Origin of the sequence: Salinivibrio sp. SS2, from assembly GCF_001722075.1 — a bacterium.
Taxonomy (GTDB): Bacteria; Pseudomonadota; Gammaproteobacteria; order Enterobacterales; family Vibrionaceae; genus Salinivibrio; species Salinivibrio proteolyticus.
In genome coordinates this window covers 122,891-142,463 of record NZ_MEBP01000064.1, presented here as the reverse complement: position 1 = coordinate 142,463, position 19,573 = coordinate 122,891, and the positions used below count along the sequence as shown (strand labels likewise).

The window sequence follows — 19,573 nt, the reverse complement described above, 5'->3', positions numbered from 1 at the left end:
GGCCAGCCAGGCTGACCCTCAGCCTTTTGGAATATATGGAAGGAAAGGAACGCTTATGAACACCCCATCACGTTTGTCCTCATCACAACAACAAGCATTGATACAAACGCTGACGGATATTGTCGGTCACAAGAACCTACTGACGGATGCAAGTCATACCCAGCACTATCGCACTGGGTTTCGCTCTGGAGGAGGCAGTGCGCTGGCGGTCATTTTCCCGACCTCATTAGTGATGCAATGGCGTGTTTTGCAAGCCTGTGTCGACGCCGATGTGGTGATCATCATGCAAGCCGCGAATACGGGCTTAACCGAAGGATCGACGCCGAAGGGCGATGACTATGACCGCGATGTGGTGATAATTAATACCACACGATTAGACGGCTTACAGCTGCTTGATCAGGGCAAGCAAGTGATCAGCTTTCCGGGGACCACACTTCATCACTTAGAGCAAACCTTACGGCCTCTTAACCGAGCCCCGCACTCTGTGATTGGCTCGTCGTGTATTGGCGCATCGATTGTCGGTGGTGTGGCCAATAATTCTGGTGGCGCGTTGGTTAAACGTGGCCCTGCCTATACAGAATATTCGCTCTTTGCGCAGTTAAACGAAGCCGGTGAGCTAGTCTTGGTCAATCATTTAGGGATTGCGCTTGGCGACGATCCGGAAACCATTCTCGCCCGTGTCGAACGCGGCGATTATCGTCCTGAAGACATTACCACGGATACGCGCAAAGCCTCCGCGCATGATTACGAGCAAATCCTCCGTGATGTCGACGCAGATAGTCCTGCACGGTATAACGCCGATAAACACCGTCTTCATGAAGTGAGTGGCTGTGCAGGAAAACTGGCAGTGTTTGCGGTCAGGCTAGATACCTATCCCATTCCAGAGCGTGAAAAGGTGTTCTATATCGGCACCAACAATCCTGATGTTTTTTACCAGTTACGTCGCCGTGTGCTCAGCGATCTGTCACATCTTCCCGAAGTGGCAGAATACATGCATCGCGAGGCCTTTAATATTGCTGAACGATATGGCAAAGACGTGTTTTTAGCCATTGCCCGACTAGGGACGGACAGCATTCCTAAAATGTTTGCCTTAAAAGCCCAAATTACCGCATGGCTGGATAAAGTGCCCTTGCTGCCCAATTCACTGCCGGATAAAGTCATGCAGTACGTTAGCCAGCTTTTTCCGCAGCATTTGCCTTCTCGTATGCTCGCGTTCCGTGACCGCTTTGAACATCATTTGATTTTTAAAGCATCAGACGAAGGTATTGAGGAAAGCTCGCAATTCTTGACGCAATTTTTTGCCGACCATGATGACAGCGACTTTTTTGTCTGTACCGAAGAGGAAGCCAAAAAAGCCATGCTTCACCGCTTTGCTGCTGCCGGCGCAGCGATTCGCTATCACACCATGCACAGCAATGATGTGGAAGATATTCTCGCGCTTGATATTGCATTGAAGCGCAATGAAAAACATTGGGTCGAGCAACTGCCTGATACCATTGAGTCACAGTTGGTCACCAAGCTCTATTACGGACACTTTTTTTGTCACGTCTTTCACCAAGACTACATTGTGAAAAAAGGTGCCGATGTACATGCGATTAAGGCAAAAATGCTTTCTCAGCTCAACGAACGCGGCGCGAAATACCCTGCCGAGCATAACGTGGGACATCTCTATGCCGCCGAGCCCGATTTAGCTCATTTCTACCATCAGCTTGACCCAACCAATAGTTTTAACCCGGGGATCGGAAAAACCAGCAAGAAAAAATACAATGCAGACTGTCAGTGCCTTGATCACCAGCTTCGTCATCGAGCGAGTCAGGACACGTCACCCGCCACGCATGAGCATTAAACCGACCTGCAAACCCGCCAACCGTTGGGCGGGTTCTTTTTAAAGCATGGGTTTCTCGCGAATAAAACGCGCAAAGCGTGGGATGCCCTTTTCCGTTACACCATTGTGCCTAACCAAAATGGTACTGCCGATTTCAGGTGGTTCAGCCCGCTGTGCATCGCTAAAGCCAGATCCCACGCGAAACTCAGCACCATCCGCAAGGCGTACCACTAAGGCCCCCATCAAGCCTTGTAACCGACCTTTTCCGGGCGTCATACCAACAACGGTGGCATCTTTCTCTTGGTAGGTTTTTAGCTTGACCAAGCTCTCTACCCGATCTCCTAAGTACAGGCTATCGGGATGATGCAGCATCAAACCTTCTCCCCCCGATTCATTGATGGCAATAAGCTGTCCTTGGAGCGCGTCATTGTCAGTCACTGGCGTTTGCTTTACCAAGGCTAAGAACGGCGATGCGCTGTTGGCGACTATCTTTTTCAGTGCTGCATAGCGAGCAGAAAACGGGCCAGGTTCATCCGGTAAATCAAACGCATAAAAACGAACGTTCTGCCACGCGTCAGGGTCTGGTTTATCGTCCAACACGGTACGCAACACGGTTTGAAACTCGCCTCTTCCGGCCCATAACTCACCATCTAAAGGCGTCGTTGGTAGCGTTCGTATCAATGCCTCCGGTGCGTGAATAGGATTTCCTTGTCGAGTTAAGAATTGCGTGCCCGTCCAATAGGCGCGGATCCCATCCAGTTTTTCACTGGCCCAATAGCCACGATAGTCATGTTCGGCAATCTGCCCGTCAACACCATGCATCAACGCTGGCGCGGACGGTGCAGCATCTCCGTCACTGCTAGGAAACAGGGTAAACGCGGAGAGTAAGCATAAAGTAACAGGATTTAGGCGTGCCATGCATTCCTCCTTAGTGGTTAAGGAGCATACGCTAGCGCGATAAAAGGCGTCTCAACATGCCTTTATTTTTTGTTGGTAGAGAATTTGCGTTCACGGTGAACAATGTGCAGGTGTTACATCGCCCACCGTGAAATGACTCGTGAAACCTCGTCCGCTGCGCAATCAAGAACCATCAAGCTTGGCTGGCAAACGCATAGATAAAGGTGCCATTTTTTATTGCATCAATCACGCGCGTGGATAAGTAGCTAGGTAACGCCGGGCAGCCCCAGCTTCTACCTAATTGGCCGCTTTGTTTAATCACCTTAGGGTGAGCATAATCGGCACCATGGATCACAATCGCTCTTGCGCGCGCATTATCGTTTAAGCCCTTCGAAAGCCCATCTAAACGCAGTGAGTAGCCATGTTTACCATGATAGGTTTCAGCCGCACGATAAACCCCTAATGATGTTTGCAAGGAATTAATCTGATTCGAGAAACGCTTTGCGTAAAGGGCGCCACTATTCTTGCCATGAGAGACATAAGAGCGAAATAGCACTTGGCGTTTTTTCACATTGATCACCCAAAACCGCTTTTCTGACGACGGTTTGCCGTAATCAATCAGCGTCATCACCGGCTTGCTACTTTGGTTGTGCTTAAAATGGCGATACGCATCAGAAAAGGCCTGATACGACACCTCACCGTCGAGGTTGAGAGACTGATATAAACCACTGACCTCATCTTTAAAACTGGCCCATACTGTGGTTGGCATGCTGAGCGCTAACACATAAAAAACTACCCGATACCAAGGGGCCACACCTGCTTGTTTCATTTTTCTGCTCCTTACTTTGCCACTGCAACACGAACGACCGAGCCGTTTGTTGTCCGTATTGGCAAAAACAAAAACCGTGCCATTTGACACGGTTTCTATTAACTATTGATATTTATATAAATTAATTATCGTTCACGATTTATCCATTCGCTGACGTCACACGGCGGCACGACCTTGCCGCGTTTAAATCGCCGCAATGGCGTTTTTAATCCGCTTGTCTGAAATCGGATAAGGCGTTCCCAGTTGCTGCGCGAAGTAACTCACTCGAAGCTCTTCAATCATCCAGCGTATGGCTTTTACCTCATCAGGGAGAGTTTTGCCTTTCGGTAACTTATTCAGCAACGCCTTGTAGTCATTCATCACAGATTCAATCTTGAGCATATGACTGCGATCTCGCGCTGGATCAATCGGCAGCTTCTCTAACCGACGCTCTATCGCTTTCATATAGCGTAAAATATCGGGCAGCCGTTGCCAGCCTGATTCGGTAGCAAAGCCCTTGAAAATCAGCCCTTCTAGCTGAGCTTTGATATCCGACATCGCAAACGCCATAGAGAGATCCACTTTGCCTTTTAGCTTTTTATTGATGCTAAAGGCATGGGTTAAAATCTGTTCGACCTGTTGAGCAATATCCACCACGGTATCACCTAGCTCCGCACGCACCGTCTCTTTAAGAGCTTCGAATGCTTGCGCTTCCCAGGTTAACCCGCCGTGTTGCTCAATGAGTTTATCCACGCCACAGGCGATGCAGTCATCAATCAAATCCAAAACACGGCCATAGGGGTTAAAATACAGACCGAGTTTCGACTTATTGGGCAAATGGGTGTGCAGGTATTTTATCGGCGATGGCACATTGAGCAAGACCAATCGACGCTGCCCCGCTTGCATGGCTTTATGTTGTTGATCTTCCGTTTCGAAAAGGCGGATCGCGACACTGTCTTTTTCATCGACTAAAGCCGGATACGCTTTGACTTCAAACCCGCTGCGCTTTTGCTGGTAACGTTTCGGCAATTCCCCAAATGTCCATTGGGTGAGTCCTTGCTGTTCAATGTCATCATCTGCCACATCCGATAACGTCGCTTGCACCTTATCTTTCAGTGACAGTTTCAGTGCATGAAGATCTTCGCTTTCAGCCAAGGTGCGGTTTTTATCATCCACAACGCGGAACTGAATGCGCAGATGCTCTGGCAATTGCGCCAAATTCCAGCTGTCGCGCTCAATGGTGACACCGGACATCTGCTTTAGGGCTTTTTCCATGCTATCGAGCAAAGGCGCTTCCATGGGCGTCACTCGTTGCAAGACCGCATCCGCATAGTTTGGTGCCGGAACAAAGTTACGTCGTAACGGCTTAGGCAAAGATTTAATCAGCGCGACAATTAGCTCGTGACGTAGCCCGGGGACGTGCCAATCAAAGCCTTCTTCTGACACCTGATTAAGGATCGGCAGTGGAATATGCACCGTCACCCCATCATGGTCTTGGCCCGGCTCGAATTGGTAGCTTAATTTGAGTTTTAGGTTGCCCTGATACCAAAAGTTAGGGTAATCCAGCTCCGTGACATGGCTCGCGTCGCCTTGCAATAGCATGGCTTTTTCAAAGTTGAGCAGATCCGGATTGTCTTGACGTGCCTTTTTCCACCAGGTATCGAAGTGACGCCCACTGACCACACTGTGATCGAGGCGCTGATCGTAAAAGTCGAACAAGGTATCATCGTCTGCCAAAATATCGCGCCGGCGAGATTTGAGCTCGAGCTCCTCCACTTCCGCCAACAGCTTTTGGTTTTGGCGGAAAAAGGCATGCTTAGTTTGCCAATCTCCCTCAACCAATGCCGAACGAATAAACAGCTCACGGCTAAGCACCGGGTCGATGGCGCCATAATTGACTTTACGGCTGGCGACAATCGGGATCCCGTATAGCGTGACCTTCTCGCTGGCCATGACAGCCGCTTGCTTGCGTGACCAATGTGGTTCACTGTAGCTGCGCTTAATCAAATGCTGCGCCAATGGCTCCACCCATTCAGGTTGGATACGCGCAACAATTCGCCCCCAGAGTTTCGAGGTTTCAACCAGCTCGGCAACCATCACCCATTTAGGCTGCTTTTTGAAAAGCCCAGAGCCCGGGAAAATATGGAACCGTGCATTTCGCGCGCCTTGGTATTCGTTCTTTTCTTGGTCTTTCAGGCCAATGTGGCTTAATAGCCCGGCGAGCAGGGCCATGTGAATGGCCTGATAACTGGCGGGCTCTTGGTTGAATTGCGCATTCTGCTCTTTCATAACTTGGGTGATCTGATAGTGAACGTCTTGCCACTCTCGCACCCGCAAGTAATTGAGATAGTCTTTTTTACACTGTTTACGGAACTGGTTATTCGATAGCGCTTTTTGCTGCTCTTTAACGTAGTCCCAAAGGTTTACATAGGCCAAAAAGTCCGATTCTTTATCGGCAAAACGACGGTGCTTTTCATCCGCTTGTTGCTTCTTATCCGCTGGACGCTCACGCGGATCTTGGATAGCTAAGGCCGCGGCAATCACCATCACTTCATTTAAGGCACCATGCTTGGGCGCCTCAATCACCATGCGTGCCAAACGCGGGTCAATCGGCAGTTTGGCTAAGGTTTTACCAATCGCGGTCAGCTTACGTTTATCAGTGGCTTGGCCGGGCTTGATCGCCCCCAGCTCTTCGAGCAAACGGACACCATCTTTGATGTGACGGCTATCAGGTGGCTGAACAAACGGAAAGGCTTGAATATCACCGAGCCCTAATGCCGTCATTTGCAGGATCACCGAAGCCAGATTTGTTCTCAGAATTTCTGGGTCGGTAAATTCAGGACGGCCTAAAAAGTCCTCTTCGCTATACAGACGCACACAAATGCCTTCCGACACACGGCCACAGCGCCCTTTACGCTGGTTAGCACTGGCCTGTGAAATCGGCTCAATTGGCAATCGCTGCACCTTGGTTCGGTAGCTATAGCGAGAAATACGCGCCGTGCCGGGATCAATTACATACTTAATGCCCGGTACGGTTAGCGAGGTCTCGGCGACGTTGGTGGCCAGTACAATCCGGCGTCCCGAGTGAGATTGGAATACACGATTTTGCTCGCCAGCAGAAAGCCGCGCGTATAAGGGTAAAATTTCGGTGTCGCGCAGTTGACGACGCTGAAGGTAATCGGCGGTGTCGCGAATTTCACGCTCACCGTTCATAAAGATTAGGATATCACCCGGCCCTTCAAGGCACAGCTCATCGACCGCATCGCTGATCGCTTCCAGCTGGTCACGATCGCTATCGTCCTCTTCCACCAAGGGGCGGTAGCGCACTTCCACCGGATAAGTACGGCCAGATACCTCAATCATGGGGGCATTATTGAAATGCTTAGAAAAACGTTCAGGATCGATGGTTGCCGAGGTAATGATGACTTTGAGATCGGGGCGCTTGGGCAATAACTCGCGCAAATAGCCGAGAATAAAGTCGATATTCAAGCTGCGCTCGTGCGCTTCATCGATAATGATGCAATCGTACTGATTCAGATACCGATCGTGCTGGATTTCGGCCAACAAGATCCCGTCCGTCATGAGTTTGACTTGCGTCGCCTCTGAGACTTTGTCATTAAAGCGCACTTTATAGCCGACGCTACTGCCTAACTCGACGTCAAGCTCTTCAGCAATCCGTGAGGCGACCGAGCGTGCAGCCAAGCGACGTGGCTGAGTGTGACCTATGGTACCGGCGACGCCTAGCCCAAGCTCCATACAGATTTTGGGCAGCTGAGTGGTTTTGCCTGAGCCCGTTTCACCCGCAATGATCACGACTTGGTTGTTCGCGATTGCCTCGGCAATGTCATCTTTCTTCTGACTGACTGGCAACTCTTCCGGGTAGCGAACGGTTGGCGTATTGGCTCGACGGGCGAGCAGGCGCTGCATACTCTGCGCCATTTCAACGGCAATTTGATCGTACACCGCCTGTTTGGCGTCGTCTTTTTTGATTTTTTGTGCGCCATGGATGCGCTTTTTAAAACGAAAACGGTCTTGCAGCATACAATCGTTTAACGCTGCAAACAGTGTCTCTGACGTGTTGTGATGACGTGAACTCAAGGCGATTCCTGCTTACTGCTTAATCTTTTAAGGCGTTTATCAGTGTCACAGCCGATAAATAAGGTTGATTGGAGACGCATCCTATCACAAAGTAAAAAGAAACAAAGCCGCGCCATCGACGTGCAAACCGCCAATACGGTGTTGCTAAAGTAAACGTATTGCCCGTTCACTACGTACTCAGTGTGTAAATACGGCCAATAAACTCCGCAGTTTGGGAGAACAGCCATGCTAAAACAGCTTTTTAAAAAACTTGAATCCGCCCTCGCCGCTGATGCGGCGCAACACAGTGACGTTGGGCTATCGCTGCATCAAGCGATGGCAGGCTTATTGAGTGAGGTGGCAATGGCCGATCACGACATTGATGAGCGCGAGTTTGTGACTAAGCGCGATCGCATTTGCCAATTACTGAACCTCGAGCCATCGCAAGCGGATACACTGTTGGCCGAAGCACAAGCTCACAGTAAACAAGCGACGTCGCTATACGAATACACAGACAAGCTGCGTGATTTAGACCCACAAGCACGGATTGAACTGATTGAAGCCATGTGGTCGGTGGCGTATGCCGATGAAAATATCGACCCGCTCGAAGAAGCGGTGATCCGTAAAACCGCCGAGCTGCTTTATGTGGATCACGCGGAGTTTATCCGGGCCAAGCTGAACGTCATCGAGGCGGATTGAGATCGGCTTGCTCGCCAACCCGCACAATCACCGGGCCGTATGCAGTACTGACCTGCACTAAAGGAGTCGCAAATACGTCAGACAAGCGGGTGTCCGAGAGTACATCACGGGGTGCACCACTCGCCACCATCCGGCCTTGGTTGAGCAAAACTACGTTATCTGCGTGCGTCAGGCTGCGGTTGAGATCATGGTTTGCCATGACGACGCACAGTCCCTGCTTGGCGGCGTGAGTAATTTCTGCGTAAATCGCTTCTTGCTGAGCAACATCCAGCCCCGTCGCCGGCTCATCCAGCAATAACACAGAAGCTTGTGGGTTTAATTGCCTGTCAACTTGCAATAATACCCCAGCCAGCCTAACCCGTTGCCATTCTCCTCCTGACAAACTGTCAACACGACGATGAAGCTTGTCATCAATCGACAGCGATTGGCATACACGTCTTACCACCGCATCACGCGCAGACACTTGCCCAAGCTGTAGACTGTCGATGACCAGATTGAGGTATTCATACACGGCCATCACGAAGGCAGGTTTTTGCTGTTGGATTAAGTAACCGCGAAGATGCGCGAGATCTTGGCGGCGTAGGCCAGCAATAGCGGTGTCTTGAATGCTCACCTGGCCGTGTTCAGGCGTACCAAGCCCTGACAGCAAATGTAATAACGTGCTTTTGCCACTGCCGTTAGGGCCAATCAAATGCGTCACTTGCCCGGGCTGAAAGCGGATAGACAGTGGCAATAAACGCGGCGATAAGCTCAATTGATGTGCTGTTAACATTACACCGCCTTAACCAGCATCCAAATGAATAAAGGCGCACCAATCACACTGGTCACCACCCCAACGGGGAGCTCTGCCGCATCAAGTAGTAATCGACCCAACGTATCGGCACTGACCAGTAAAATCGCCCCAGCCAACGCCGACAAAGGCAGCAAGTAGCGATTCCGGCTACCAAACCACAAACGCAAATAGTGGGGCACCACAAGGCCAATAAAGCCAATCACACCAGCTGCAGCGACCGATAATCCGACCAAGATGCTGATCAGCACAATCAATTGCCAACGCAATCGATGAGTATCTAGCCCCAATTGTTGCGCTTGTACATCACCAAGCATGAGTTGATCCAATTGCTGGCCAAAATGACACAATATCGCGATACAGGGCGCGGTCAGCGCCAACCACGTGATATGGCTTAAGCGCATACCGGACAATGAACCCATTAGCCAATACATCAATTGGCGAAGGTTAAAATCAGAGCTGAAATAAAAGGCTAAGGTCACCACCGCCCCGGCAAGGATGCTCAAGGCGACGCCCACTAACAAGATGCGTGACGTTGCTAAGGCACGCCGAGCAAGCAACACCAATATCAGTGTAAAGAGGCTAGCACCAAGCATAGCCGCAACCGCCATCATGCCTCCGGATGCCCATGCTGGCGCGAAAAAAAGCAACAATACGACTGCGACGCTGGCGCCGCCTGAGATCCCCAACACGCCGGGCTCGGCAAGCGGGTTACCGAGTAACACCTGTAAACTCGCCCCTGCGATGGCAAGCGACGCGCCAATGAGTATGGCCGCCATCACTCGCGGCAAGCGCAGTTGTACCAGCAGCTGCGACTCTAATACTGAGTGATTGCCAAACGGAGCGATCCAGATCTCCCCAACGCTCAGAGCAAATACGCCAACGACCAGTAAAACGCCACTAAATGCTAATAAAGCACGCCGCCATCTGGCTTGTTGGCGTGCAGTAAGTTCGGACACTCGCATGCGTCATCCATTATTTTGATTCTGTGACGCACTTTACAGACTGGCGTGAGGCTTGAAAAGCGCTACGCAGTGGCTTTTTGTGGTACGTGCACATAGAGTGGCTGACTCGCATCGGCTTCAAACGGTGTGGCAAGCAACCCGGCGCGATGACCCACTTGGACATTCGCGTTTGGAAAGATCACCACTTCACCGTCGTGTTCAGCATAAATTTCTTGTTCCTTGTCGGTCGCCAATAACACGCCCTTTTCAAACGGTGTAAAGTTTTTGGCGGTGGAGGGAAACGTGAGTGCAAATTGCTCGCTGTGCTTGGTCAAGGTTCGGGTCACGCGGTAAAAGCGCATCGGCGCCAATTCAGTCGGCAACGTAGCGGCTTTTAACAAGCCTCGTAAGGTGCGATCAAGTGGCTCGTACTCTCGCATATCATTTTCAAATAACGGCGCCACACGGCCCATTTCTAAGGTTGCAGCCAGCGCATCATGGTGATTGGCGCTATACCAGCTAAAGGTTGGTGAGGGTGATTGAGACAGGACAGTGGCATCCATTTTCGCGTCATTGAGTAATGCGGCCAATGGGCGTACGTCTTTCTCGGTCGGCGTGGTTGGGATCACGCCAAACATATAATGGTAGGACTCACGAATCGCACTGTGTAAATCAAGATGCCAACGGGTCATGTTATCCGGTTGAGCCGCGAAGAAATCGCTCACCGCTTTCTGCAGCTGGTTGGCAAGGTAGTGCTCTTCGTTTTTTTCCTCATTCCAGCCACCGAATAAGCGGTTGAGGTTATCTTCAATAAAACGAGTGTGCGCTTTAATCGCTTCAGCATGACCAATGATCAGTAACAGTGGAACATCAGGAGTAAATTGCCCTGCGAGCATATCCGTGAGCAGCTGATCAATCAGTTCAATCGGTGCAGTTTCGTCTCCATGGATCCCCGACGATAGCACCACACAACGGGAAACGTTGGTCACATCGGGTTGGATTGCGATAACACCGGGCGCGCTGTGATTGAAGGTCAGCGAGCCAACTCGCCATGAGTCTGGGGTAAAGGCGTGAGGTGCGGTCAATGCCGCATCAATAAAGGCACCAGGACGTGTTGTCAGCATAATGCTTCCTTTTATTACAACTAGACAACAAAACGTTACAGTGACTTAACCGATAAACCCAGCGTTTTCCCTTCACAGTGTGATCATGTATAGACAAATTAAAAAGCCGCCAACCTTTCGGTCCGCGGCTTTTTATCCGTGGCATCGTCACCACTGGCACGAGTAACGCTCTGTTTATTTCTCTACCTTGGCGTTCTCAACCCGTGCTTTTAGTTTTTGACCAGGTCGAAACGTCACAACGCGTCGCGCAGTGATTGGAATATCTTCCCCTGTTTTAGGGTTTCGACCGGGACGTTCATTCTTGTCTCGCAAGTCAAAATTACCAAAACCCGATAATTTCACCTGCTCGCCACTTTCGAGTGCTTTACGAACTTCTTCGAAAAACGCTTCGACTGTCTCCTTGGCGTCCCGTTTGCTAATCCCGATATTTTCAAACAGGTTCTCAGCCAAATCGGCTTTAGTGAGCGCCATAGGTTTTTCCCTCAAGAATTGTTGAACACATATGCAATACCGCAGTATCGACACCACCATTCTACACGTGGTCCACACGTCTTTAGCCCTTGTATTTTAGGGATATTTGAGGACCAACTCAAAACAAGTGTATGCCAACTGGCTGATTTGCGCCAACTTTTTTAAGTTGCAAAAGCAAGAACAGTGTCCAAAAATTTGACCTTTGTTACCAGCCACTTACCAAGCGTATTTTAGTCACGCTATTTGCATATATCCATTAGTGACTGATTTTAGGCAAATTTATCAATATCTGAGCGGATTTTATACAGATTTAGTGAATTTACTCAGCTTTTCAAACGGATAGATGTTAGATCAATTAGGCATAAAAAAAGCAGCGTTTCCGCTGCTTTTTTCTAATCAGAGTGGGATTAATCACGCAAAGTTACGCCCAGTTTCTCTGATAAATGGGCCACAACACCAGACACGGCATCGCTAATATCGGCTTCTTCCAGCGTGCGCTCATCAGACTGAAGCGTAAGGGCAATCGCCAAGCTTTTCTTACCTTCTTCCACCCCTTTGCCAGTGTAGAGGTCAAACAGTTTCGCCCCTTTCACCAACGCATTACCGCTTTCCAAGCACGCAGCCACTACGTCACCAGACGCGAGTGTTTGGTCGGCAATCACCGCAATATCACGGCGGTTTGCTGGGAATTTAGAAAGGCCAGCGGCTTCTGGAATAAAGCGGCTGTCAATGGCTTGCCACTCAATCTCAAACACCACGGTACGACCATTTAAGCCAAACTCACGCTCAAGCTCTGGGTGTAAGGTGCCCATATAGCCAACGACCTTGCCATCCAATTCAATCGCAGCAGTTTGACCCGGGTGCATCGCTGGATGCTTGGCGGCGACAAAACGGAAGTCAGACAACTTACCGCTCAATTCAAGAACAGCTTCAAGATCGCCTTTCAAATCAAAGAAATCCGCTGTCGCCGTTGCCATGTCCCAGTGCTCCTCGCTACGAGGACCAGCAATCACACCCGCAAGCATACGCTCTTGACGAATATTTTCTTGGCGAACAGCACCCGTCATATCGCCTTCTGGAGTGAAACGTAAACCAAACTCAAACAACCGCACGCGCGGTTGTTGGCGTTTTTGGTTGTACGCCACCGTATTCAAAAGCCCTGGAAGCAGGCTCAAACGCATGGCTGACATGTCTGCAGAAATTGGGCTTGGTAGGATTAGCGGCTCAACATCTGGCACAATCAACGCTTGCTGTTTTGGCTCGACAAAGCTGTAGGTAATCGCCTCGTGGAAGCCACGGTCAACCAACAAATCGCGTACACGTTTTAGCGGCATCGCGGCTTCTTGATGCTCGCGCATAGTCAGTGCGGCTTTCGGTGCGCGCGTCGGAATGTTGTCGTATCCATAGATACGGCCCACTTCCTCAATCAAGTCTTGCTCAATGGCAATATCAAAACGCCAGCTTGGTGCTGTCGCCTGCCAACCTTCCTGCGTCTGTGTGACGCCACAGCCAAGACGGGTCAGAATGTCAGTAACGGTGGCATCGTCGATATGATGACCCAGTAGGCGATCAAGCTTCTCGCGGCGTAAAGTCACAGTGTCACGCTTAGGTAGATGCTCAGATGACTCACCCACCACAATTTCACCGGCTTCTCCGCCACAAATCGCGATCAATAGTTCAGTCGCACGCTCCATTGCAGCAGTTTGCAGTGCTGGATCAACGCCGCGCTCAAAGCGGTGTGACGAGTCAGTATGCAAACCATAGTTACGTGCACGACCACGAATGGCTTCAGGCGCAAAGAAGGCGGACTCTAATAAGATGTCCTGAGTTTCCGTCGTCACACCTGAGTCTTGACCACCAAAAATCCCCGCCATCGCCAAGGCTTTTTGGTTATCGGCAATTACCAGTGTTTGCGCATTTAGCTTCGCTTCGTTGCCATCGAGTAAGGTCAGTGCTTCGCCCTCTTCAGCAAGACGCACGACAATGCCGCCTTCAATTTTGCTGAGGTCAAACGCGTGCATCGGCTGACCTTGTTCGAGCATCACATAGTTGGTGACATCAACAACAGGATCAATGGCACGAATGCCGCTGCGACGTAGTTTTTCTTGCATCCAAAGCGGTGTTTGTGCGCCAACATTGACATTGCGAACGACACGGCCGAGGTAACGTGGGCATGCCTGAGGCGCATCAATACGTACCGTGACTTTATCATCAATGCTAGGTGCCACTGGAGTAATGGTCGGCTCGGCTACATCGGCGCGATTAAGCACGCCAACTTCGCGAGCGAGGCCACGCAGGCTCAAGCAATCAGCACGGTTGGGTGTCAAATCAACATCAATCGCAGCATCATTGAGTGACAAGTATTCACGAATATCGGTGCCAATCGGTGCATCGGTCGGCAGCTCAATAATGCCATCAGATTCCACATCGATGCCTAGCTCGGTAAAAGAGCACAGCATCCCGAACGATGGCTGGCCACGCAGCTTCGCTTTTTTGATCTTAAAGTTTCCAGGAAGGACTGCACCAACGGTCGCTACTGCAACTTTCAAGCCTTGGCGACAGTTTGGCGCACCACATACAATATCAAGTAGCTCATCACCGCCAACATTGATTTTGGTGACACGCAGTTTATCCGCATCCGGATGCTGACCACACTCAACCACTTCGCCAACCACTACGCCGGAAAAGTCGCCAGCCACTGACGCAATGTCGTCTACTTCTAAGCCGGCCATCGTGATTTGGTGGGCAAGCGCCTCGGTGTCGTTTGCTGGGCTCACCCACTCTCTCAGCCAAGATTCACTGAATTTCATTATTACCTTGCCCCACTGATTACTTAAATTGTTTCAAAAAGCGCAGATCGTTCTCGAAGAACGCACGAAGGTCATTCACGCCATAACGCAACATGGTCAAGCGCTCTACCCCGATACCGAAGGCAAAACCTTGGTACTCTTCTGGGTCAATGTTTACCGCGCGTAGGACATTCGGGTGAACCATGCCACAGCCTAAAATCTCAAGCCACTTGCCACCTTTACGGCGCACATCCACTTCTGCTGACGGCTCAGTAAACGGGAAGTAAGACGGACGGAAACGCACTTCTAAGTCTTCTTCAAAGAAGTTACGCAAAAAGTCATTTAACACGCCTTTCAGGTCAGCGAAGTTAATGTCTTTATCAACCAATAAACCTTCCACTTGGTGGAACATGGGGGTATGGGTCTGGTCGTAATCATTTCGATAAACACGGCCCGGCGCAATAATGCGGAACGGTGGCTTGCCCGCTTCCATGGTACGAATTTGTACACCCGAGGTATGGGTTCGCAACATCAGATCAGGGTTGAAGAAGAAAGTATCATGGTCTGTGCGTGCCGGATGGTCCGCAGCAATGTTCAACGCATCAAAGTTGTGGAAGCCGTCTTCGACTTCTGGGCCTGCGGCAACAGAAAAGCCTAACTCACCAAAAAACTGTTCGATACGCTCAATAGTACGCGTTACAGGGTGAATACCACCGTTTTCAATACGACGGCCCGGCAAGCTGACATCAATGTTTTCAGCCGCAAGCTTCGCTTCCAACTCGGCACGCTCAAGTGCATTTTTACGCTCAGCAATCGCTTGTTGTACGGTTTGCTTCGCTTGGTTGATCGTTTGACCTGCTTCACGACGCTCTTCCGGAGGCAATTTGCCTAAAGCTTGTAATTGCGCGGTTAATTCACCTTTCTTACCCAGGAATTTCACCCGGACCTCATCCAGTGCAGCAACGGATGCGGCACTGGCGATCGCCGCTGTTGCGCTAGAAAGAATTTCTTCTAATTGTTGCATTGTTTCCTCGTCGACCCGTGGGGCTGTCCAACCAGATTAAAGAAGTGGCATACCAGTTGGAAATCGTGGTTTACCAATTGTCTGAGCAAACTGACAGAGCGCCGATTTGCACTACCATGCCAATTAACTGAGAGAACGGGTAATAAAAATGACCTTACATACTAATTAATGCCACGGCTAATGCCAAACCCTAAACCGCTTTTGTTGGATTTTTCCACACTGATTTGCGGAGAAAAAGTAAATTTGTCTGCTCTTTAAGCAGAGTTGTCAGTCACAGCGACACTCGGAGATGATTTTTATTGCTATTTGTTCCCGCTCGCCTTAGTGAGTTTGTTATTCTACTGCCCAGCTTTTTGACTGATTGGAGCCTTGCATGAACCCTAACTCTCTGCCGCTGCGCGTTTTTGTATCTACGTCCACTCACCCGTGGTTCAATCTTGCCGTGGAAGACACCATATTTCGCACCATGTCGGCCCAACAAAATGTGCTGTTCTTGTGGCGCAATGACAATACGGTGGTCATTGGACGCGGTCAGAATCCTTGGCGCGAATGCAACACGCGAAAGATGGAAGAAGACAAGGTAGTCTTAGCGCGTCGTCAAAGTGGCGGTGGCGCAGTGTTTCATGATCTCGGCAATACTAACTTCACCTTCATGGCAGGCAAACCCGGCTATGATAAATCCATTTCTACGCAAATCGTCCTTGATGCGCTCAAGTCGCTTGGCGTGAATGCCTCCGCCAGTGGACGCAACGACTTGGTTATGGATACCCCTGAAGGACAACGTAAAATTTCTGGCTCGGCGTATAAAGAAGCCAAAGATCGTGGTTTTCATCATGGCACATTGTTGATTAACGCCGATCTATCTCGATTGGGTGATTACCTCAACCCCGACCCCAAAAAACTGCAAGCCAAAGGCATTACGTCAGTCCGCGCTCGCGTCGCTAACATTGCGGAGTTTGTGCCATCGGTGGATCACGAAAAGGTCTGTGACGCCATCAAACAAGCATTCTTCGCGCACTTTGGTCAGCACACTGAGATTGAATACATTTCTCCCCAAGCAAAACCTGACGTCGAAGGGTTTGATGCTATCTACGAGAAGCAATGCAGTTGGGAATGGAACTTTGGCCAAAGTCCGCAATTTATGCACACCTTTGACGAGCGATTTGATTGGGGTGGCGTTGAGTTACACTTGGACGTCAAACACGGTGAGATTGTGGACTGTAAACTGTTTACCGACAGCCTGACGCCCGGTCCGTTAGAATTACTGGCCAATCAAATGCTGGGGCAAGCTTACCACCACGAAAAGCTTTATCACTTTGTGATGAGCTGGGCTGATGCCGATCAGAGCCACCAAACTATGTACGAAGATATTGCGCTGTGGCTACGTAACGCTATTGTCTGATTTCTATCCAAACGCACTCTTCATAGTGACACACGTCACATAAACACCCTTCTTTTGATCCCACTCAAAGATTTAAGAGGCTGCTACACCAACTATGATGGTGGCAGCCTTTTTTGAAATCATCAGAACACAATATTTCAACTACCTGCTCGAAAGTTAATCAAATGACTCATAAAGAGATTGATTAATAGATTTTAATTTTGGTAAAAAACCATTACTCTAGATTTAAATATTTTGTTACAAATTACATTTAAGGAGCTCATCTAATCACAACCCTCCCTCTTGGCGACGTACTGCACGCCAAATGACGAAATGCAGACCCAACAAAAACTTTAAGTGAATAATTAGATAGTTATGGAAAACCAAAAGAATATACTCGGCCACCCTCGTGGGCTATTTTTGCTTTTTGGCACTGAGCTTTGGGAGCGCTTTTCGTACTACGCGATGCGCGCCATCCTCGTCCTTTATTTGACCGATCAGACCATTAACGGTGGTTTAGGCTGGTCAACCAAAGATGCACTTGAGCTTTATGGCTACTACACAGGCTTGGTCTACATCACACCATTAATTGGTGGGTGGTTTGCCGACAACTATATTGGTCAGCGACGTGCGGTGGTGTTCGGTGGTGCCTTAATGGCCATCGGTCAGTTTACCCTTGCATTTCCCGCTCACCAATATGGCTTGGATATCGTGCATACCTTATATGCTGGTCTTGCCCTACTGATCACGGGTTGTGGCCTGTTAAAGCCCAATATTTCAACCATGGTTGGTGACCTTTATAACGAAGGCGATCACCGTAGAGATGGTGCCTTTACCATCTTCTACATGGGGATCAATATTGGTTCACTGCTCGCCGGTTTTGTCTCTGGTACAGTAACGAGTGCCTACGGTTGGCAATACGGTTTCTTCGCGGCAGGCGTTGGCATGCTAATCAGTTTAGCAATCCAGCTTACCATGGCGAACTCATGGCTGGGCGAAATCGGTAAAGTACCCGCCGCACAGCAAGCGCGAGACGCCAATAAGTCGACCACCAATGCCCCACTGACGAAAAAAGAAATCGATCGCCTCAAAGTGATTTTATTGATGGGCTTGTTCGTGATCATTTTCTGGGCTGGCTTCGAGCAAGCAGGCGGACTGATGAATATTTATACCCAACAATACACAGATCGTATGGTGGGGAGTTTTGAGATCCCTGCGGCTTGGTTCCAATCGCTTAATCCATTCTTCATCATTGTGTTTGCTCCCATTGTCGCATCACTATGGGTTCGCTTGGGCAGTAAAGAGCCAAGTTCACCAGTGAAGTTCGCGATGGCGCTATTTATGCTCGCGTTAGGATTTGTGTTCATGATTGGTGCCGTTTTAGAACAAGGTGGCGACACGGCGGTTAAAACCTCTATGTTCTGGCTAGTGGGCGCGTTCTTCTTCCATACCATGGGCGAGCTTTGTCTCTCTCCAATCGGCTTATCGCTAGTTACCAAGCTCGCACCACTACGTTTGGCTTCTCTAATGATGGGTGCATGGTTTGGCTTTAACGCCGTCGCTAACTATGTGGCAGGTATTATTGGCTCACATGTGGGCGATTACGGTGCCATGGCCATCTTCGGTGGTATTGCAGCAACAGCCGCGATTTCCGGTGTTATCTTACTGGCGCTATCCGGCACACTGATTCGTTGGATGCACGGTGCTGAATCTGGTGCCACACCAAGTGAAGAAATCGAACAACAGCAAGTGCAAGTGGCGTAATCCCCCCACCCCACTTCAATAATGAAAAAGAGGCCGTTTGGCCTCTTTTTTGACTACCAGCGACAGTACTCTGAATTACATTTTTGGTGAGGACTGAGCTGAGAGTATGTTGATTTCTCCCATTTGTATATTGTCTCAGTATCCGTACTATCGAGCGCTGGAATGTATGATTTATCGTATTGGCTCAGGAAGTAAGTCTCGAATAAATTAACCTTATGTTCCTTGTCTATCCAATATCTCATTGGTATTAATGCGTTAGGGGGTAATCTGGCTGCTAAATTATTAACCTCTACCATCGCATCAGTAGGGTTTGCTCCCGTATAAGGTTGATCTTGCCCTAAGTAAATGTCGCATTTAGCTTGTGAACCTAAGTCATGAGCAGCTTTTAAAATCGCTTCCCTCACGACGAAGTGATCGATGTGACTACCATTAGCCAATAGAACAAATGCTGCACAATTATCTTGTTGTAGAATAGGCTTTACGCTAGCTGTAATAGTCTGGTAAATCTCTATTTCTTGCTGCCTAAAGTCTTCAAACGTTCCAGCCGGTCCTCCCCCAGCCGTTGTCGACCCTTCATAATTTCTCAATGGCGCATCATAAAAACCTGACGTTTTGTACCTAAAATTACTCCACTTGTTAAACATATCTGTATGAGCCTTGATGTCCTCGTTGAATCTCATCGAGGTCACATCGATAACTCTCTTATTTGTCGAGATATCTAGGTGATTAGTAGTGTAATTAGATACCGAAAAATAGACTTCTGTGACTGGCTTTTTTTGTAGCAACCCATCCTCTTTAGCAAGCTTATTAATCAAGCCACCAAATGTCAGTGCAATATCATCCGGATGAGGACTTAAGAAAAAGATTTTTTCATGTGTAATATCCAACGGCTCTGCTATGGATACACTCGACATAGCGGACATACTCATGATAAGACAGGCCGTCGATAGCTTTCTAGCAAGTGAACTATGCATTCTGTA

The 19,573-nt window shown here is 49.4% G+C and carries 14 protein-coding genes; 4 read left to right on the top strand and 10 right to left on the bottom strand.

The annotated features are described in order from the left end of the window. The first annotated feature begins 55 nt into the window (after positions 1–55). Positions 56–1,846 carry a D-lactate dehydrogenase gene (gene dld / locus BGK46_RS06030; protein ID WP_069587662.1) on the top strand — a complete coding sequence of 597 codons (1,791 nt, stop codon included), beginning with the start codon at positions 56–58 and terminating at the stop codon, positions 1,844–1,846. Positions 1,847–1,885: 39 nt separating this feature from the next. On the opposite strand, the gene BGK46_RS06025 is transcribed toward dld, so the two are convergent. The 3 genes from BGK46_RS06025 to hrpA form a co-directional block, all read right to left on the bottom strand. Further along, the gene (locus BGK46_RS06025; protein WP_069587660.1) at positions 1,886–2,743 is read right to left on the bottom strand and encodes a DNA ligase; all 858 of its coding nucleotides are present in this window, start codon (positions 2,741–2,743) and stop codon (positions 1,886–1,888) included. Positions 2,744–2,915: 172 nt separating this feature from the next. After that, positions 2,916–3,551 (bottom strand): murein L,D-transpeptidase catalytic domain family protein, encoded by a 636-nt coding sequence (locus BGK46_RS06020; RefSeq protein WP_175418641.1) that lies wholly within the window; start codon positions 3,549–3,551, stop codon positions 2,916–2,918. Between the two features lie 183 nt (positions 3,552–3,734). Next, a complete protein-coding gene (hrpA, locus tag BGK46_RS06015) occupies positions 3,735–7,628 on the bottom strand; it encodes an ATP-dependent RNA helicase HrpA (protein ID WP_139130738.1) in 3,894 nt (1,297 codons plus the stop codon). Positions 7,629–7,853: 225 nt separating this feature from the next. On the opposite strand from hrpA, the gene BGK46_RS06010 reads away from it, so the two are divergent. Next, positions 7,854–8,306 (top strand): TerB family tellurite resistance protein, encoded by a 453-nt coding sequence (locus tag BGK46_RS06010; protein WP_069587658.1) that lies wholly within the window; start codon positions 7,854–7,856, stop codon positions 8,304–8,306. On the opposite strand, the gene btuD is transcribed toward BGK46_RS06010, so the two are convergent. The 6 genes from btuD to pheS form a co-directional block, all read right to left on the bottom strand. Beyond that, entirely contained in the window at positions 8,290–9,078 is a 789-nt protein-coding gene (gene btuD, locus BGK46_RS06005) for a vitamin B12 ABC transporter ATP-binding protein BtuD (protein ID WP_069587656.1), read from the bottom strand. The genes BGK46_RS06010 and btuD overlap by 17 nt on opposite strands. Further along, the gene (btuC, locus tag BGK46_RS06000; protein WP_069587655.1) at positions 9,078–10,061 is read right to left on the bottom strand and encodes a vitamin B12 ABC transporter permease BtuC; all 984 of its coding nucleotides are present in this window, start codon (positions 10,059–10,061) and stop codon (positions 9,078–9,080) included. The genes btuD and btuC overlap by 1 nt, the downstream gene beginning before the upstream one ends. A 62-nt stretch (positions 10,062–10,123) precedes the next feature. Next, positions 10,124–11,164, bottom strand: a complete 1,041-nt coding sequence (locus BGK46_RS05995) for a succinylglutamate desuccinylase (protein WP_069587654.1) — start codon at positions 11,162–11,164, stop codon at positions 10,124–10,126. Between the two features lie 174 nt (positions 11,165–11,338). Then, on the bottom strand, positions 11,339–11,635 hold the full coding sequence (gene ihfA, locus BGK46_RS05990) for an integration host factor subunit alpha (protein ID WP_069587653.1): 297 nt from the start codon (positions 11,633–11,635) through the stop codon (positions 11,339–11,341). A gap of 407 nt (positions 11,636–12,042) precedes the next feature. After that, positions 12,043–14,445: a phenylalanine--tRNA ligase subunit beta gene (gene pheT, locus BGK46_RS05985; protein WP_069587652.1), complete on the bottom strand. Its 2,403-nt coding sequence runs from the start codon at positions 14,443–14,445 to the stop codon at positions 12,043–12,045. Between the two features lie 19 nt (positions 14,446–14,464). Beyond that, positions 14,465–15,448 (bottom strand): phenylalanine--tRNA ligase subunit alpha, encoded by a 984-nt coding sequence (gene pheS, locus BGK46_RS05980; RefSeq protein WP_069587651.1) that lies wholly within the window; start codon positions 15,446–15,448, stop codon positions 14,465–14,467. Positions 15,449–15,821: 373 nt separating this feature from the next. On the opposite strand from pheS, the gene BGK46_RS05975 reads away from it, so the two are divergent. Both BGK46_RS05975 and BGK46_RS05970 read left to right on the top strand, forming a co-directional pair. Beyond that, positions 15,822–16,850 carry a lipoate--protein ligase gene (locus BGK46_RS05975; RefSeq protein ID WP_069587650.1) on the top strand — a complete coding sequence of 343 codons (1,029 nt, stop codon included), beginning with the start codon at positions 15,822–15,824 and terminating at the stop codon, positions 16,848–16,850. A 354-nt stretch (positions 16,851–17,204) separates the two neighbouring features. Continuing rightward, entirely contained in the window at positions 17,205–18,593 is a 1,389-nt protein-coding gene (locus BGK46_RS05970) for a peptide MFS transporter (protein ID WP_069587649.1), read from the top strand. 53 nt (positions 18,594–18,646) lie between these two features. Here the strand turns inward: BGK46_RS05970 and BGK46_RS05965 are convergent, their stop codons facing one another. Further along, positions 18,647–19,567, bottom strand: coding sequence for a PIG-L family deacetylase (locus tag BGK46_RS05965; RefSeq protein ID WP_069587648.1), 921 nt, complete (start codon positions 19,565–19,567; stop codon positions 18,647–18,649). Positions 19,568–19,573 lie beyond the last annotated feature (6 nt).

Excerpts from the sequence above, each read along its gene's own strand:
- btuD (WP_069587656.1), bottom strand. The coding sequence starts at position 9,078 with ATGTTAACAGCACATCAATTGAGCTTATCGCCGCGTTTATTGCCACTG.
- BGK46_RS05970 (WP_069587649.1), top strand. The coding sequence starts at position 17,205 with ATGGAAAACCAAAAGAATATACTCGGCCACCCTCGTGGGCTATTTTTG.
- BGK46_RS05965 (WP_069587648.1), bottom strand. The coding sequence starts at position 19,567 with ATGCATAGTTCACTTGCTAGAAAGCTATCGACGGCCTGTCTTATCATG.
- dld (WP_069587662.1), top strand. The coding sequence starts at position 56 with ATGAACACCCCATCACGTTTGTCCTCATCACAACAACAAGCATTGATA.
- ihfA (WP_069587653.1), bottom strand. The coding sequence starts at position 11,635 with ATGGCGCTCACTAAAGCCGATTTGGCTGAGAACCTGTTTGAAAATATC.
- BGK46_RS05995 (WP_069587654.1), bottom strand. The coding sequence starts at position 11,164 with ATGCTGACAACACGTCCTGGTGCCTTTATTGATGCGGCATTGACCGCA.
- BGK46_RS06025 (WP_069587660.1), bottom strand. The coding sequence starts at position 2,743 with ATGGCACGCCTAAATCCTGTTACTTTATGCTTACTCTCCGCGTTTACC.
- BGK46_RS06020 (WP_175418641.1), bottom strand. The coding sequence starts at position 3,551 with ATGAAACAAGCAGGTGTGGCCCCTTGGTATCGGGTAGTTTTTTATGTG.
- BGK46_RS06010 (WP_069587658.1), top strand. The coding sequence starts at position 7,854 with ATGCTAAAACAGCTTTTTAAAAAACTTGAATCCGCCCTCGCCGCTGAT.
- pheS (WP_069587651.1), bottom strand. The coding sequence starts at position 15,448 with ATGCAACAATTAGAAGAAATTCTTTCTAGCGCAACAGCGGCGATCGCC.
- pheT (WP_069587652.1), bottom strand. The coding sequence starts at position 14,445 with ATGAAATTCAGTGAATCTTGGCTGAGAGAGTGGGTGAGCCCAGCAAAC.
- BGK46_RS05975 (WP_069587650.1), top strand. The coding sequence starts at position 15,822 with ATGAACCCTAACTCTCTGCCGCTGCGCGTTTTTGTATCTACGTCCACT.
- btuC (WP_069587655.1), bottom strand. The coding sequence starts at position 10,061 with ATGCGAGTGTCCGAACTTACTGCACGCCAACAAGCCAGATGGCGGCGT.